This window comes from Pseudonocardia sp. McavD-2-B (genome assembly GCF_024124365.1).
Lineage (GTDB): Bacteria > Actinomycetota > Actinomycetes > Mycobacteriales > Pseudonocardiaceae > Pseudonocardia > Pseudonocardia alni.
On the sequence record NZ_JAMXSG010000134.1, the window covers coordinates 1 to 15,281 of the forward strand.

At 73.3% G+C, this 15,281-nt stretch carries 14 protein-coding genes and 1 pseudogene; 8 read left to right on the forward strand and 7 right to left on the reverse strand.

Translation table 11 applies throughout. The annotated features are described in order from the left end of the window. Positions 1–185: pseudogene (locus NH602_RS17835) on the reverse strand (hypothetical protein); the annotation flags it as partial. An 80-nt stretch (positions 186–265) separates the two neighbouring features. On the opposite strand from NH602_RS17835, the gene NH602_RS17840 reads away from it, so the two are divergent. The 4 genes from NH602_RS17840 to NH602_RS17855 all read left to right on the forward strand — a co-directional run bounded on the left by NH602_RS17840 (position 266) and on the right by NH602_RS17855 (position 4,299). After that, on the forward strand, positions 266–934 hold the full coding sequence (locus tag NH602_RS17840; protein ID WP_253068381.1) for an alpha/beta hydrolase: 669 nt from the start codon (positions 266–268) through the stop codon (positions 932–934). Positions 935–960: 26 nt separating this feature from the next. Continuing rightward, positions 961–1,299: a hypothetical protein gene (locus NH602_RS17845; RefSeq protein WP_253068382.1), complete on the forward strand. Its 339-nt coding sequence runs from the start codon at positions 961–963 to the stop codon at positions 1,297–1,299. A gap of 122 nt (positions 1,300–1,421) precedes the next feature. Continuing rightward, a complete protein-coding gene (locus NH602_RS17850) occupies positions 1,422–2,246 on the forward strand; it encodes a CoA ester lyase (RefSeq protein WP_253068383.1) in 825 nt (274 codons plus the stop codon). A 49-nt stretch (positions 2,247–2,295) separates the two neighbouring features. Next, positions 2,296–4,299 (forward strand): prolyl oligopeptidase family serine peptidase, encoded by a 2,004-nt coding sequence (locus NH602_RS17855; protein ID WP_253068384.1) that lies wholly within the window; start codon positions 2,296–2,298, stop codon positions 4,297–4,299. A gap of 1,176 nt (positions 4,300–5,475) precedes the next feature. On the opposite strand, the gene NH602_RS17860 is transcribed toward NH602_RS17855, so the two are convergent. From NH602_RS17860 to NH602_RS17875, 4 genes are all read right to left on the reverse strand, one after another. Continuing rightward, positions 5,476–6,372 (reverse strand): amino acid ABC transporter permease, encoded by an 897-nt coding sequence (locus NH602_RS17860; protein WP_253068385.1) that lies wholly within the window; start codon positions 6,370–6,372, stop codon positions 5,476–5,478. Positions 6,373–6,430: 58 nt separating this feature from the next. Beyond that, positions 6,431–7,078 (reverse strand): amino acid ABC transporter permease, encoded by a 648-nt coding sequence (locus NH602_RS17865; protein WP_253068386.1) that lies wholly within the window; start codon positions 7,076–7,078, stop codon positions 6,431–6,433. Between the two features lie 75 nt (positions 7,079–7,153). Further along, entirely contained in the window at positions 7,154–8,044 is an 891-nt protein-coding gene (locus NH602_RS17870) for a glutamate ABC transporter substrate-binding protein (protein ID WP_253068387.1), read from the reverse strand. A 29-nt stretch (positions 8,045–8,073) separates the two neighbouring features. Continuing rightward, on the reverse strand, positions 8,074–8,802 hold the full coding sequence (locus NH602_RS17875; RefSeq protein WP_062396680.1) for an amino acid ABC transporter ATP-binding protein: 729 nt from the start codon (positions 8,800–8,802) through the stop codon (positions 8,074–8,076). A gap of 134 nt (positions 8,803–8,936) precedes the next feature. Here NH602_RS17875 and NH602_RS17880 point away from each other — a divergent pair, with 134 nt between their 5' ends. Both NH602_RS17880 and NH602_RS17885 read left to right on the forward strand, forming a co-directional pair. Next, positions 8,937–9,620, forward strand: coding sequence for a response regulator transcription factor (locus NH602_RS17880; protein ID WP_062396678.1), 684 nt, complete (start codon positions 8,937–8,939; stop codon positions 9,618–9,620). 3 nt (positions 9,621–9,623) lie between these two features. Continuing rightward, entirely contained in the window at positions 9,624–11,042 is a 1,419-nt protein-coding gene (locus NH602_RS17885; protein WP_253068388.1) for a HAMP domain-containing sensor histidine kinase, read from the forward strand. Here the strand turns inward: NH602_RS17885 and NH602_RS17890 are convergent. Further along, positions 11,036–12,001: a TAXI family TRAP transporter solute-binding subunit gene (locus tag NH602_RS17890; RefSeq protein ID WP_253068389.1), complete on the reverse strand. Its 966-nt coding sequence runs from the start codon at positions 11,999–12,001 to the stop codon at positions 11,036–11,038. The genes NH602_RS17885 and NH602_RS17890 overlap by 7 nt on opposite strands. 63 nt (positions 12,002–12,064) lie before the next feature. Here NH602_RS17890 and miaB point away from each other — a divergent pair, with 63 nt between their 5' ends. Both miaB and NH602_RS17900 read left to right on the forward strand, forming a co-directional pair. Beyond that, a complete protein-coding gene (gene miaB / locus NH602_RS17895; RefSeq protein WP_308292853.1) occupies positions 12,065–13,561 on the forward strand; it encodes a tRNA (N6-isopentenyl adenosine(37)-C2)-methylthiotransferase MiaB in 1,497 nt (498 codons plus the stop codon). Beyond that, on the forward strand, positions 13,558–14,004 hold the full coding sequence (locus NH602_RS17900) for a hypothetical protein (RefSeq protein ID WP_226350500.1): 447 nt from the start codon (positions 13,558–13,560) through the stop codon (positions 14,002–14,004). The genes miaB and NH602_RS17900 overlap by 4 nt, the downstream gene beginning before the upstream one ends. Positions 14,005–14,009: 5 nt before the next feature. Here the strand turns inward: NH602_RS17900 and NH602_RS17905 are convergent. Continuing rightward, positions 14,010–15,281: DUF349 domain-containing protein (locus tag NH602_RS17905; RefSeq protein ID WP_253068390.1), on the reverse strand; the 1,272-nt coding region annotated here is incomplete at its 5' end.

Genomic DNA, 15,281 nt, shown 5'->3' on the forward strand with positions numbered 1-15,281 from the left:
TCCTCGGCCTCGCGGGCGCGGTCGTCGTCGGCGGCGAGCCCGGCGGCGGCGCCCGCGGTCGCCGCACGGGCCTCGACGGTCTCGCGGACCCGGGAGAACGTCGGCGCACCGGAGTCGGTCCAGCCCGACGCGGGCTCGACCGGGTCGGGCACGGCGGGCTCGGGCTGCGGGGTCGGGTCGCTCATCGGGCCTCCTCGCGGGTGGGTCGCCGACGGTACCCGCGCGCGGCCGATGAGTCCGCCCGCCGGGACCGGTCGTAGTGGACATGACGACGTTCGCGCTGGTCCCCGGGGCGGGGAGCGACACCTGGTACCTCGGCCCGCTCGCCACGGAGCTGACCCGCCGCGGGCACCGCGCGGTGCCCGCCGAGCTGCCCTGCGACGACGACACCGCCACGCTGGAGACCTACGCCGACGCCGTCGTCGCGGCGGTGGGGAGCGATCCGGGCGACCTCGTGGTCGTCGCGCACTCCTTCGGCGGGTTCAGCGCTCCGCTGGTCTGTGACCGGCTCGCGGTCCGTGAGCTCGTCCTGGTGACGGCGATGGTGCCGGCGCCGGGGGAGTCCGCGTCGGACTGGTGGGAGGCGACCGGGCAGGGCGCGGCCCGGGCCGCGCAGGACGCGCGCGACGGGCGCGACCCCGACGACGTCGTCGCGCTCTTCTACCACGACGTCGACGAGCCGGTGGCCGACGAGGCGCTGCGCCACGAGCGCGCGCAGTCGGCGACGCCGTTCGACCAGCCCTGGCCGCGCGACGCCTGGCCGGACGTGCGGACCCGCTACCTGCTGTGCCGCGAGGACAAGCTGTTCCCCGCCGCGTTCGTGCGCACGATGCTCGCCCGGCGGCTGCGCGGCGTGGTGCCGGAGGTGGTCCCCGGCGGGCACCACCCGATGCTGTCGCACCCCGTCGAGCTGGCGGCGGCCCTGCTGCGGTGACCGCGGCGTGCGGCGATGATGGCCGCGTGGCGCGCACGCGGATCCGGGAGCTCGTGGTCGTGCACGACGCGGCCTGCGCCCCCTGCTCGCGGATCGCGCAGGAGCTGCCCGGCTGCGTGACGGTGCGGGTGCGGGCACGGTCCTGCCGGGAGCCGCGGCTCGCCGAGATCTACCCGAACCTGCCCGCCGCCGTCGCGGGCTGCCGGACCCCGGGGGTGGGGGTGCTGCGCACCGACGGGCAGGTCCGCTGGTGGACCGGGCTGCGCGGCGTGGTGGGGCTGGCGCCGGTGCTGCGGCCGGGGGCGCTGCCGGACGCGGTGCGGCTGCTGCGGGAGGCGGTGTCGGCCCGGCGCCGGGACGGGTGAGGGCCCGCGGCCGTCCCGCCGGGCGGCACCGCCGACCGGCCGGGACCCGCCGGTGCTGCCGATCACCGGGCGACCGGAGATGCTGGGCGGGCGAGAGTCGCCGTCGGACCGGAGGAACGCCCGTGGACACCGCCCAGCCCCTCGACCACGGGCCCGCCGTGCTGTTCTGCCCGGGGAACCGGCCCGACCGCTACGCCAAGGCGCTCGCCGCGGCCGACGCCGTCATCCTCGACCTGGAGGACGCGGTCGGCCCGGACGACAAGGACGCCGCGCGCGACGCGGTCGTCGCCGCGCTGGCGGAGCTGGACCGGACCCGGGTGATCGTGCGCATCAACGCGCCGGGCACCGCCGCCCACGACGGCGACGTCGCCGCGCTGGCCGCCCACCCCGGCCTCACGCTGATGCTGCCGATGGCCACCAGCGCCGTCGCGGTCGAGGCGCTGGCCCCGCACCCGGTGATCGCGCTCTGCGAGACCGCGCACGGCGTGCTGCAGGCACCCGCGATCGCGCGGGCCGCGAACTGCACCGCGCTCATGTGGGGCAGCGAGGACCTGCTCGCCGACCTGGGCGGGCGCACCGGGCGGACCGCCGGCGGCGGCTACGGGCCGGCGCTCACCGAGGCCCGCACCCGCGTCCTCTACGCCGCCCGCGCCGCCGGCGCGGTCCCGGTCGACACCGTCCTCACCGACATCGCCGACACCGACCGCCTGCTCGCCGACGCCACCGACGCCGCGAACGCCGGCTTCGCGGCGAAGGTCTGCATCCACCCCTCGCAGGTGGAGGTGGTGCGTCGCGGGTTCCGCCCGACCGACGCCGAGGTCGAGCACGCCCGCGCCCTGCTCGCCGAGGCGCAGCACCACCCCGGGGTGTTCCGCCACGACGGCGAGATGGTCGACGCACCGGTGCTCGCCCGGGCCCGCGCGACCGTCGCGCGGGCCGGGAGGTAGGGACCCCGCCTACGGGCACCGCCCCCCGGGCATGACTAGCGTGGGCGCCGTGACGATCTCCGGGTACGGGTCGTGGCCGACACCGGTCACGTCCGAGGTGGTGGTGACGGCCGCGGTCCGGCTGGGCGAGGTGCGGCCCGACGGCGAGCCCGGGACCGAGGACACCGGCGTGGTCTGGGCCGAGGGCCGGGCCGCCGAGGGCGGCCGGATCCAGCTGGTCCGCCGCACCGACGACGGCGCCCGCGGCGACCTGCTCCCCGACGGCGCGAACGCCCGCACCGCCGTGCACGAGTACGGCGGCGGCGCGTGGTGGCTGCACGCCGGCAGCCCCGGCGCCGTCTGGTACGTCGAGTGGACTGACCAGCGTCTCTACCGCCTCGACCGCGGCGGCGAGCCGGTCGCGCTCACCCCCGCCCCCGCGGTGCCGCGCGGGGACCGCTGGGCCGACGGCGACGTCGCCCCCGACGGCTCCTGGCTGGTCGCGGTCCGTGAGCACCACCACGCCGAGCACACTCCGTCCGCCGAGGTCGTGAACGAGATCGTCCGGCTCGACGCCCGGCGGCCCTCGGTGCCGGAGGTCCTGGTCAGCGGCTCGGACTTCGTCGCCGCGCCGCGCATCTCCCCGGACGGCGAGACCCTGGCGTGGCTGTCGTGGGACCACCCGTCGATGCCGTGGGACGACGTGGAGCTGACCGTCCGTGACCTCGGGAGCGGGGAGGACACCGTCGTCGCGGGCGGGCCGGGCGAGTCGGTCACCGAACCGCAGTGGCAGCCCGACGGGTCGCTCACCTTCCTGTCCGACCGCACCGGCTGGTGGAACCTCTACCGCTGGATGCCCGGCCACGACATCGAGACCCTGGTCCGGCTCGACGCCGAGATCGGGGTGCCCGGGTGGGCGCTCGGCGGGTCGCGCTACGCCGTCCTCGACGACGGCCGGGTGGTGTTCGCGCGCTCGTCGCAGGGCTTCGACGCGCTCGCCGTGCGCGAGCTCGACGGCCGGATCATCGAGCTGGACACCCCGTTCACCGCGATCGGCTCGGTGCGCGCCGACGGGCCCTACGCGGTGGTCTGCGTCGCCGGGTCGCCCACCGCGGAACCGGGTGTGCACCGGGTCGTTCCGGCCCCCGAGGGGGCGGGGGAGCCCGGGGCCGCCGGCGTGCAGACCCTGCGCGCCCCGCGCGACCTGGGCCTGCACCCGGAGACGGTGTCGGTGCCCGAGCCGATCACGTTCCTGTCGTCGGACGCCGCGGGCAGCCCGCGCACCGGCTACGCGCTCTACTACCCGCCGCTGGGCGCGCACGACGCCCCCGCCGGGGAGCTGCCGCCGCTGCTCGTGGTCATCCACGGCGGTCCCACCGGCTCGGCGACGCCGGTGCTGTCGGTCGGGGTGCAGTACTGGACCAGCCGCGGGTTCGGCGTCGTCGACGTCGACTACGGCGGCTCCACCGGCTACGGCCGCGCCTACCGCGAGCAGCTGAAGGGCGCGTGGGGGATCGTCGACGTGGCCGACTGCCTCGCCGCGGCCCGCACGCTCGCCGACACCGGCCGCGTCGACCCGGCGCGGATGGCGATCCGCGGCGGCTCGGCGGGCGGGTTCACCACGCTGGCCGCGCTGGCCCGCGCCGACACCCCCTTCTCCGCCGGGGCCGACCACTTCGGCGTCGCCGACCTGGCCGCGCTGGCCCGCGACACCCACAAGTTCGAGTCGCGCTACCTCGACGGGCTGGTCGGGCCGTGGCCGGCGGCCCGGGCCGTGTACGCCGAGCGCTCGCCGCTGACCCACGTGGAGCGCTTCGCCACCCCGCTGATCGTGCTGCAGGGCGACGAGGACGCGATCGTCCCGCCGAATCAGTCGGAGATGATCGTCGACGCGCTGCGCTCGCGCGGTGTTCCGGTGGCCTACCTGCTGTTCGCCGGCGAGCAGCACGGCTTCCGCGCGGCCGCCAACATCCGGCGGGCGCTCGACGCCGAGCTGGCGTTCTACTCCCGGGTGTTCGGGTTCGGGCTCCCCCCGGAGGAAGGCATCGTGCCGGTGCACATCGAGAACCTGTGATGGTCGATGCGGCGCGGTGCCAGCCACAATGCCGTCCGGCTGGCTCTGGCTCCGAACGCACTGCGGAACTGTCACCTGTGTTCGACCTGCCGGTGGTCTGAAGGCTACGCGCGAACGGTAGGCCCGGCCTCGACGCCGACGTCACGTTTCTGTGAGGGAGAACAGCTCGGATCGAGTACACGGAGTGAGTCCCCGAGTACCCGAGCAACCGTCCTTGCGAGCCGCTCGGGCCGCTGGTCGCGAGCCCAGATAGACCACTGTCGCGTCGACGCTCGTGTTCTCCGTCGCGGGCCTCGCCACCGTCAACGGCGGCTGCTCCTTCTGGACCGGGCTCCCAGCACCTCAGAATCGCCGGCCGACGGCGCTTGTTGTTCTGCGGCGGTGTTCGGATGTCGAACTATGAGGAGTCAATACGCCAAAGGTTGGCCGCATTGGCAAGTTTCGTATATTCAGAGTAGTCAAACGTTGTCAAGCTTCACTCGAGAGGGTGGATCCATGAGTCGTGCTGGATCGGGTTCTATCCTGAATCTAGGCTGCATGTGGTGGTTGCAATCACCTGTCGACTCTCTCTCAATGAAAGGTGAAATAATGTCGAAAAAGGGTTCGACCGGCGTTTTCATGGCGCTCATGGCCGGCTGCGCAATCTTTGCGCCAGGAACTGCCTGGGGGCAGGAGCCGAATCAAAAGCCGCAGTACATGGGCGACTATAGCAGTCGGAACGAATGTGAGATTGCTGGCGCTTCACTCAATGCTGCCAACTCCGGTGCATACAGCGATATTTACTGCACTTCGAACGGGGGTGGCCCTAGCGACGGGAATTCGTGGTCATTGTATGCGGTCCCGTGGGTCCACCCGTAAGCGAAGACCGGATCTGGTCCCTCCGGAAATGAGGTGCAGGTGAGGGCACGGTCGGCGGCTGGAGTGAGCTCGTGCCGCTGCGCTAGGGCTGGCTCCGACAAGTTGACGATAAAGGTGTCGGCCCAGTATCGGGGCGACGATCCTGGGCATCGGCGACGACGGCGCGATCCGCCCCCTCGGCCATGATGGCGCGATTCAGGTCCGGCTGCCCCGGGGTTCCCCGCTGCCCTCGACGCGTTCCTGCGCCATCTCCATACACGACGGCTCGGCGCGACCTCGGAGTGTCGCGCCGGGCCCGTACTGGTCGTGGGTGCGAGATCAGTTCGGGGCGCCGCCCGCGAAACCGGCACCGGACGGCGTCTGCGGTGCGGTCGGCTCCGGGTCGGCTGGCTTCGCCCCGCCGCTGCGCGGCCCCTGCGACAGGCGCTTCTCCACCAGGCGCGAGACACCGGTCAGGATCAGACACAGCCCGATGTAGAGGACCGCGATGATCAGCGCGACCGGCAGGATCGGCGAGCCCAGCTGGTTCTGGCTGCCCAGGAAGCGCGCCTGGTAGAGCAGCTCGGGGTAGAGGATGATGAACCCGAGCGCGGTATCCTTCAGGACCACCACGAGCTGCGACAGGATCGTCGGGAGCATCGAGCGGAACGCCTGAGGGAGCAGAACGCTGGTCATCACCTGGGTCTTGCGCATCCCCAGCGCGTACGCGGCCTCCCGCTGACCGCGCGGGACCGCGTTGATACCGGCCCGGAAGACCTCGGCGAGTACGGAGCCGTTGTAGAGCATCAAGCCGAGTACCAATGCCCAGAATGTGTTGATGTCGACGCCGACGCCCTGGGACAGACCGTAGTACAGAATGAAGATCAGAATCAGCAGAGGGACGGCGCGAAAGAGCTCGACGATCAGCGTCGACGGGGCACTGACCCACCGGTGGTCCGACAGCCGGCCGCAAGCGAACACAGCGCCGAACAGCAGCGACAGCGCTCCGGCGACGAGAAACGCGCTGACGGTCGCCCAGAGCGCATCCAGCAGCAGGTACTGGATGTTGATATAGGTGATCCATTCCCACAGGCGTGGGGAGAACTGGCCCGCGTCGTAGAAGCGCCAGAGGACGAACCCGATGATCGCGATGACCACGAACGTCCCGACCATGCCGAGGGTCCGGTTGCGGACCCGGGCTGCCGGACCGGGGATGTCGTAGAGGACCGAACTCATCGGCGCACCTCCGGGCGAGTCGGAGCGGTCCGCCGCGCGGGGACCGACGGCGGTGTTGTCATCGGGCGGAGCTCCAGCGGGCGTCCAGCTGTCGTTGCAGCAGGGTGAGTGGTACGACAAGGACTACGAAAAACAATGCGACCCACAACAGCCCGACAAGGACGTTGTAACCGCGTTCGGACAGGCTGGCGTAGATGCTGCCGGCCTGGAACACGGCAATGATCGACGCGATCGTCGTGTTCTTCAGCAGCGCGATCTGGACATTCGTCATCGGCGGCACCACCGCGCGGACCGCCTGCGGCAGCACGATCTGCTTCAGCGTCTGGGTGAAGGTGAACCCCAGCGCTCGGGCCGCCTCCGCCTGCCCAACCGGGACCGTGTTGATGCCGGACCGCACGACCTCGCAGACGAACGCGGCGGTGTAGAGAGTCAGGCCGGTGCAGGCCAATGCGAAGAACGACAGCTCGACCAGTTCCAGCCGCGGGTAGGCGAAGGCGAAGAAGAACAGCACCAGGGTGAGCGGTGTGTTCCGCAGAATCGTCACGTAGACGGTGCCGAAGCTTCGCAGGGCCGGGATCGGGCTTACCCGCATCCCTGCGATTATCGTGCCAAGGACCAGCGAGGCGATCCCGGAGACCACGAACAGAGCGAGGGTTCCGCCGAAGCCCCGGACGTAGAGGTCCAGGTTGTCCAGGAGGACGTCCACCGCGGTGCTCTCCTTCCGTACGTCGTGGACGCGGCCGGTCCCCGGGACCACCCGGGGACCGGCCGCGTCACGGGATCAGTAGCGGTCGATCGCCGGCGGCTGGGCCTGGGTGCCGGACTTGCCCAGGGTGCCGTCGTAGATCGTCTTCCAGGTGCCGTCGTCGATCGCGGCCTGCAGCAGGTCGTTGACCTTGGTGCGCAGCGCGGTGTCGTTCTTCGGCAGGCCGATGCCGTAGGGCTCGGAGGAGAACTTCTCCCCGACGACCTTCAGCTGCTCCGGGTTCTGCGAGGCGTAGCCGAGCAGGATCGCGTCGTCCGTGGTGACGGCGTCGACCTGGTTGTTGATCAGCTGGTCGACGCACTGGGTGTAGGTCTGGAACTCGACGATGTTCGCCGCCTCGGTGAGGTTCTGGTCCCGGACCCGCTGGATCGGGGTCGAGCCGGTGACCGAGCAGACCTTCTTGCCCTGCAGCGTCTGCGGGCCGGTGATCGCGTTGTCGTCGGCGCGCACGAGCAGGCCCTGGCCCGCGGTGTAGTACGGCCCGGCGAACCCGACGCGCTGCTTGCGCTTGTCGTTGATCGTGTAGGTGCCGACGTAGTAGTCGACCTCGCCGCGCTCGATGACGTCCTCACGTGCCGCGGACGGGACGACCTTGTAGTCGATCTGGTCCGGGGAGAAGCCGAGACCGCCGGCGACCATCCTGGCGATGTCGATGTCGAAGCCGGTGAACTGGCCCGTGGTGGCGTCGCGGAAACCGAGGCCCGGCTGGTCGTCCTTGACGCCGACGATCACGCGGCCGCGCTGCTTCATCGCCGCGAACGTCGGCGAACCGGCGACCTCGACGTTCTGTGCGACGGTGGGCTCGTAGCCCGAGCCCTCGGCGCCCGGTGCGCCCTCCTGGCCGCAGCCGGCCAGGGCCAGGGTGGCGGCCAGGGCGGCCGCCACCAGGATGCGGGTTCTCTTCACGTTCGCTCCGCTCGTCGGGGTGGGGTGGGTCAGTGGGAGAGGATCTTGCCGAGGAAGTCCTTGGCCCGGTCGCTGCGCGGCGCGGTGAAGAAGTCGTCGGGCGTGGAGTCCTCGACGATCTCGCCGTCGCTCATGAACACGACGCGGTGCGCGGCCCGGCGGGCGAAGCCCATCTCGTGGGTCACGACGACCATCGTCATGCCCTCCTTGGCCAGCGAGGTCATGGTGTCGAGCACCTCGTTGACCATCTCCGGGTCCAGCGCCGAGGTCGGCTCGTCGAAGAGCATCACCTTCGGCTTCATCGCCAGCGCGCGGGCGATCGCCGCGCGCTGCTGCTGGCCGCCGGACAGCTGCGCCGGGTACTTGTCGCGCTGGTTCGCGATGCCGACGCGCTCCAGCAGCGCCAGCCCGGTCTTCTCGGCCTCGGCCTTGGAGGCGCCGCGGACCTTGAGCGGGGCCAGCGTGACATTCTCCAGGATCGTCTTGTGCGCGAACAGGTTGAACGACTGGAAGACCATGCCGACGTCGGCGCGCAGGGCGGCCAGCGCCTTGCCCTCTGCAGCCAGCGCGGTGCCGTCGATCTCGATCGTGCCGGTGTCGATCGGCTCGAGACGGTTGATCGTGCGGCAGAGTGTGGACTTGCCGGAACCGGAGGGGCCGAGGACGACGACGACCTCACCACGGGCGACGTCGAGATCGATGTCGCGCAGCACGTGGAGGTCGCCGAAGTGCTTCTGCACCCCGGCCATCCGCACCATGGGAGTGCTGGACGCGGGCGGGCTGGTCATGCTGCCTCCGGACATGGCGAGAGCCTGGACGGAACGGACATGCGAGTCCACCACCTTGAGGAACCTTTAGGGTCTCGGCCACGTAACGGAAAGGGCGGGCAGCGGTGCACATCCTGCTGATCGAGGACGACGACCGGGTCGCCGCCGCGCTGCGCCCGGCGCTGCACCGGCACGGGATGACCACGACCCGACTCGACCACGGCCGCGGCGCCGTCGACCACCTCGACGGCGTCGACGTCGTGCTGCTCGACCTGGGCCTCCCCGACGCCGACGGGCTCGACGTCTGCCGTGCGATCCGCGCCGTCTCCGAGGTCCCGGTGCTGATGGTGACCGCCCGCGGCGAGGTCACCGACCGCATCGCCGGTCTGCACACCGGCGCCGACGACTACCTGGTCAAGCCCTACGACATCGGCGAGCTCGTGGCCCGGGTGCACGCGGTGCAGCGCCGCCGCAAGGTCGGTGACGACGGCACGGTCGCCCCGGCCGGGTCGGCCCCGGTGACCGTCGGCGACGTCCGCGTCGACCCCGAACGGCACGAGGTCACCGTCGCCGGGGAGCAGGTGGTGCTCACCCGCAAGGAGTTCCAGGTGCTGTCGCTGCTCGCCCGCGCCGACGGCGCCGTCTGCACCCGCGCCCAGATCGTCGCCGAGGTGTGGGGGCGCGGCTGGGCGGGCGCGAACCGGACCCTCGACGTGCACGTGGCGACGCTGCGGACCAAGCTCGGCCGCCCCGAGCTGGTGCGCACCGTGCGCGGCGTCGGGTACCGCTTCGCCGCCACCGAGGACTGACCCGTGCGCAGCCGGCTGCTGCTGGTCGTGCTCGTGCTCGTCGGGCTGCTCGCCGCCGGGCTGGGCGTCCCGCTCGCCTGGACCGCCGCCCAGCGCGCCCAGGAGGAGGTCTTCACCGACCGGCTCACCGACACGATCTCCTTCGCCTCCACCGCGCAGCGCCCGCTCATCGAGGCCCCCGCGGGCAGCTCCGCGCTCACCACCTTCACCGACGAGATCACCCGCTACGACGACGTCTACGGCGTCGCGGTGCTCGTGGTCGACCGGACCGGCCGGACACTGACCGCGTCCCGCCCGGCCGACCGGCTGCCCGAGCTGGGGGACTACGCCACCGAGCGGACCGCGGTCGCGCTGGCCGGGCGCCGTTCGTCGACCTACCCGCTGCTGATGCCGTGGGACGCCCGGCCGCTGGTGCTGGCCGAGCCGGTGCTCGTCGACGGCGAGGTCGTCGGCGCGGTGGCGACGGTGTCACCGACCGACGCACTGCGGGCCGAGGCGGTGCGCACCTGGTCGCTGATCGCCGGGGCCGCGGTGTTCGCGCTGCTCGCCGGCACCCTGGTCGCGCTGCCGCTGACCGCCTGGGTGCTGCGCCCGGTCCGCCGGCTCGACGAGGCGATGGGCCGGGTCGGGACCGCCGTCGTCGCCGGGGGGCCGCCCGGTCCGCCGTCGCGCCGCAGCGGCCCGCCGGAGCTGCGTTCGCTGGCCGGGTCGTTCGACCGGATGACCGAGACGGTGCGCGAGGCGCTGGCCGCGCAGCGCGCGTTCGTCGCCGACGCCTCCCACCAGCTGCGCAACCCGCTCACGGCGCTGCGCCTGCGGCTGTCCAACCTCGACGGGCACGTCGACCCGGCCGCCGCCGACGACCACCTCGCGGCGATGGAGGAGGCCGAGCGGCTGTCCCGGGTGCTCGACGGGCTGCTCGCGCTGGCCCGCGCCGAGCGCGCGGTGGAGGACCCGGGTGACGCCGAGGACACCGACCTCGACGTCGTCATCGCCGAGCGGGTGGACAACTGGCGGCCGCTGGCCGAGCACTCCGGGATCGAGCTGCGCCGCAGCGGCCCGCACGGCCTGCACGCCCTGATCGGCGAGCCCGCGCTGGAGTCGGTGCTCGACGCGCTGCTCGACAACGCGCTCAAGTACACCCCGGCCGGGCGACGGGTGCGGGTCGCGACGCTGCGCACCGCGGACCGGATCGGTGTCAGCGTCGTCGACGGCGGGCCCGGCCTGGCGCCGGAGGACCGGGCCCGGGCCACCGACCGGTTCTGGCGGGCGCCCGGTCAGACCAACGTCGAGGGCAGCGGGCTGGGTCTGGCCATCGCGGTGCGGACCGCCGCCGCGGCCGGCGGGAGCCTGCAGCTGGGCGCCGCCCCGGGCGGCGGGCTGCGGGTCACGCTGTGGCTGCGCCCGGGGGCACCTCAGTAGCCCTTGGTGGCCCGGTAGAACGCGACGGCGCCGTCGTGCAGCGGGATCGGCTGGGTGCCGATCGCCGAGCGGGAGTCGACGGTCACCGCGGCCGGGCTGGCCTGGGCCAGCCGCGGCTGCTCGTCGAAGGCGGCGCGGATGAGTGCGCCGGCCAGGTCGGCGTCCATCCCCTCGGTGACCAGCAGCGCGTTGCGCACCGACAGACACGACACCGGGCCGGGCAGGCCGTAGGTGTTCGCGGGGACCGTCGCCACCGAGTAGACGGGATACCGGTCGCGCATGCGGTCGAGCACGCCGCCGAGCTCCAGCAGTCGGATCGGGACCTGTGCGGCCAGCTCCCGCACGCCGTCGGTGGGGACCCCGCCGGACCAGAAGAACGCGTCGAGAGTGCCCTCGCGCAGCGCCGCCGTCGCGTCCGTGAGGCCCAGCTCCGCGCGGGTGCCCAGGCCCGCGACACCGATCCCGGCGACGTCGAGCAGCCGGATCGCGATCGGTTGGTAGCCGCTGCCGCCCGGGCCGATCGACACCCGCCGCCCGCGCAGGTCGGCGATGCTGCGCAGGTCGGAGTCCGCGCGCACGACGATGTGGGTGACGTCGTCGTAGAGCCGGGCCAGTGCGCGCGGCTCGGCCGGGCCGGTGGTGCGGGCGGCGACGTCGGCGGCCACGTCGACCTGGCTGATCGTGACCGCGGCCGCCCCGCTGGTCAGGAGCTCCATGTTCTGTGCGCTGCCCGCGGTCCCCAGCACCTGCGGGGCCGCGGCGAGCCCGAGCCGTTCCCGCCAGATCTCCGACAGCGTGCGCGCGAGGTTGATGTACACCCCCGGCTGCACCCCGCCGGCGATCACCAGCGGGGCGGCGGGCCGGGGCCCGGTACAGGCGGCCAGCCCCGCCCCCAGACCGAACGCCGCCCCCGCGCGCAGCACGGTGCGCCTCGTCAGCGGGGGCCCGGGCCGGTGCACCCGCCCATCATCCCCGACGGCCCCGTCCCGGCGTCGTCGCACCGGGCGCCTACCCTCGGGTGTGTGAGCCGCAGCTACACCGTGCGCACCTACGGGTGCCAGATGAACGTGCACGACTCGGAGCGGATGGCCGGTCTGCTGGAGGACGCCGGGTACGCCCGGGCCGAGGACCCCGACACCGCCGACGTCGTCGTGTTCAACACCTGCGCGGTGCGGGAGAACGCGGACAACAAGCTCTACGGCAACCTCGGGCACCTGCGCCCCCGCAAGGTCGCGAACCCGGACATGCAGATCGCCGTGGGCGGCTGCCTGGCCCAGAAGGACCGCGACACGATCACGCGGCGGGCCCCGTGGGTCGACGTCGTGTTCGGCACGCACAACGTGCACGCCCTGCCGACGCTGCTGGAGCGGGCCCGGCACAACGAACAGGCGCAGGTCGAGATCGCCGAGGCGCTCGAGGTGTTCCCCTCGACGCTGCCCGCGCGCCGCGACTCCGCCTACGCCGGCTGGGTGTCGATCTCGGTGGGCTGCAACAACACCTGCACGTTCTGCATCGTGCCGTCGCTGCGCGGCAAGGAGCGCGACCGGCGCCCCGGCGACGTGCTCGCCGAGGTGCAGACCCTCGCCGCCGACGGCGTGCTCGAGGTGACCCTGCTGGGGCAGAACGTGAACGCCTACGGCTCGGACATGGGTGATCGGCAGGCGTTCTCGAAGCTCCTGCGGGCCTGCGGCGAGGTCGAGGGGCTGGAGCGGGTGCGGTTCACCAGCCCGCACCCGCGCGACTTCACCTCCGACGTGATCGCCGCGATGGCGCAGACCCCGAACGTCTGCCCGCAGCTGCACATGCCGCTGCAGTCCGGCTCCGACGACGTCCTGCGCCGGATGCGCCGCAGCTACCGCTCGGAGCGGTTCCTGTCGATCCTGGCCGAAGTGCGGGAGTCGATCCCGCACGCGGCGATCACCACCGACATCATCGTCGGTTTCCCCGGCGAGACCGAGCAGGACTTCCAGGACACCCTCGACGTCGTCGAGCGGGCCCGGTTCGCCGCGGCGTTCACCTTCCAGTACTCGAAGCGCCCCGGGACGCCCGCCGCGGACCTGCCCGACCAGCTGCCCAAGGCCGTCGTGCAGGAGCGCTACGAGCGCCTCGTCGCGCTGCAGGAGCGGATCTCCTGGGAGGAGAACCGCAAGCAGGAGGGCACCGAGGTCGAGCTGCTGGTGTCCACCGGCGAGGGCCGCAAGGACGCGGCGACCGCCCGGCTCACCGGCCGCGCCCGCGACGGGCGGCTCGTGCACTTCGCGCCCGGGGACGCGACCGGCATCCGGCCGGGCGACATCGTCACCGTCCGGATCGACCGCGGTGCCCCGCACCACCTCGTCGCCGACGGCGGTGTGCTCACCCACCGCCGCACCCGCGCCGGTGACGCAGCCGAGGCCGGCGAGCGCCCATCCGGGGCACCCACCACCCTGGGACTGCCCGCGTTCGGCGCCCCGGCGCCCGAGCCGGCACCCGCCGCGCCGTCCTGCGGCGTCCCCGCCACCACCGGAGGTACCCGATGAGCGACGTGTCCCCGGAGACCCGCGCCGAGATCGACCGGGCCGGGCGCGGTGTCGCCCGCCGGATCGACCCGGGCGCGCGCGCCATGCTGATCGCGGTGGCGATCGTCGCCGCCGTCGCCGCGCTGCTGCTCCCGTGGGTGGCGGGCACCCCGGGCTGGCAGGTGCTGGCCTCCGGCACCTCCGGGCCGCTGCCGACGCTGTTCTCGTTCACGATGACCGGGTTCGCCGTCGTGGTGTCCGCGGCCGCGCTGCTGACCCGGCTGTGGGCGCTCGCCTGGCTGGCGGCCTTCGGCTGCGGGATCTCCTCGGTGAACGGGCTGTGGGCGATCTGGTCGCAGCAGACCGGCGCCGAGGCCGGCCCCGGGTTCGGGATGGTCCTCGGCGTGATCGCGGTCGTGCTGCTGACCTTCGTGTGGGCGGGCGCCGCGCTGCAGCGCGACTGACCCCCCTACCGCTCGTCGACCGCCTGTTCGGCGGCGGTCAGCCACTCCCGCCACTGCGCCGCCTGCGCACGGGCCTGCTCGGCGCGCCTGCCGTCGCCGGCCGCCTCGGCCTTCTCCGCCTGCGCCTCGAACTGCTCGACCCGCACCCGGAACTGCTCCACGCGGGCCTGGGCCTCGGGGTCGGTGCGGCGCCACTGCGCGTCCGCGGCGGCGGCGACCTTGTCCTCGATCCCGCGCAGCCGCCCCTCCAGGGTGCGGATCTCCTCGCGCGGGACCTTGCCGATGGCCTCCCAGCGCTCCTGGACCTCGCGCAGCCGGGCCCGTGCGCCGTCCGGGTCGGACAGGTCGATCGTCTCGGCCTCGGCGAGCAGGGCCCGCTTCGCCTCGGCGTTCTCGGCGAACTCGGTGTCGCGGGCGGAGAAGTGCTCCCCGCGGCGGGCGAAGAAGCGGTCCTGCGCGCCGCGGAAGCGGGCCCACAGCGCGTCGTCGGCCTCGCGGTGGGCGCGGCCCGCCGCCTTCCACTCGGTCATCAGGTCGCGGTAGGCGGCCGCGGTCGCGTTCCACTCGTCGGAGTCGGCCAGGGCCTCGGCCCGGTCGACGAGCTCCTCCTTGCGGGCCTTCGCGGTGACCCGCTGGCGGTCGAGGTCGGCGAAGTGCGAGCCGCGCCGCCGGTTGAACGCCTCACGGGCCTTCGAGAAGCGCTTCCACAGCTGCTCGTCGGTCTTCTTGTCGACGCCGCGGACGGTGCGCCACTCGTCGAGGATCGCCTTGAACCGGTCCCCGGCCTGCTTCCACTGGGTGGAGTCCGCGGCCATCTTCTCGGCCTCGACGGCGAGCGCCTCCTTGCGGGCGACGGCGTCGTGCCGGGCGCGCTCGCGCTCCTCCTTCGCCGCGCTGACGCCCTGCTCGGCCCGGCCGACCAGCTCGTCGAGCCGCTCGCGCAGGGCGGGCACGTCCCCGACCACGTGCGCCTCGCCGAGGCCCTCGCGCAGCGCGGTGAGCGCGGTGAGCGACGCCTTCGCGTCCCCGCCGCCGGCGATCCGTGCGGCGAGCACCTCGGTCTCGGTGACCAGCGCGTCGAACCGCTTCGCGTAGTGCTCCAGGCCCTCCGCGGGCGGACCGGCCTGGTAGGAGCCGACGACCCGCTCGCCGTCGGCGGTGACCAGGGTGATGGTCCCGTCGTCGGCGGCGCGGCCCCAGCGGCCCGGGTCACCGGCCGCCGAGGGCACCGGCGACGGCAGCGCTGCGGGCGGCGCGGGCGGTGCGACCGCGGCCGG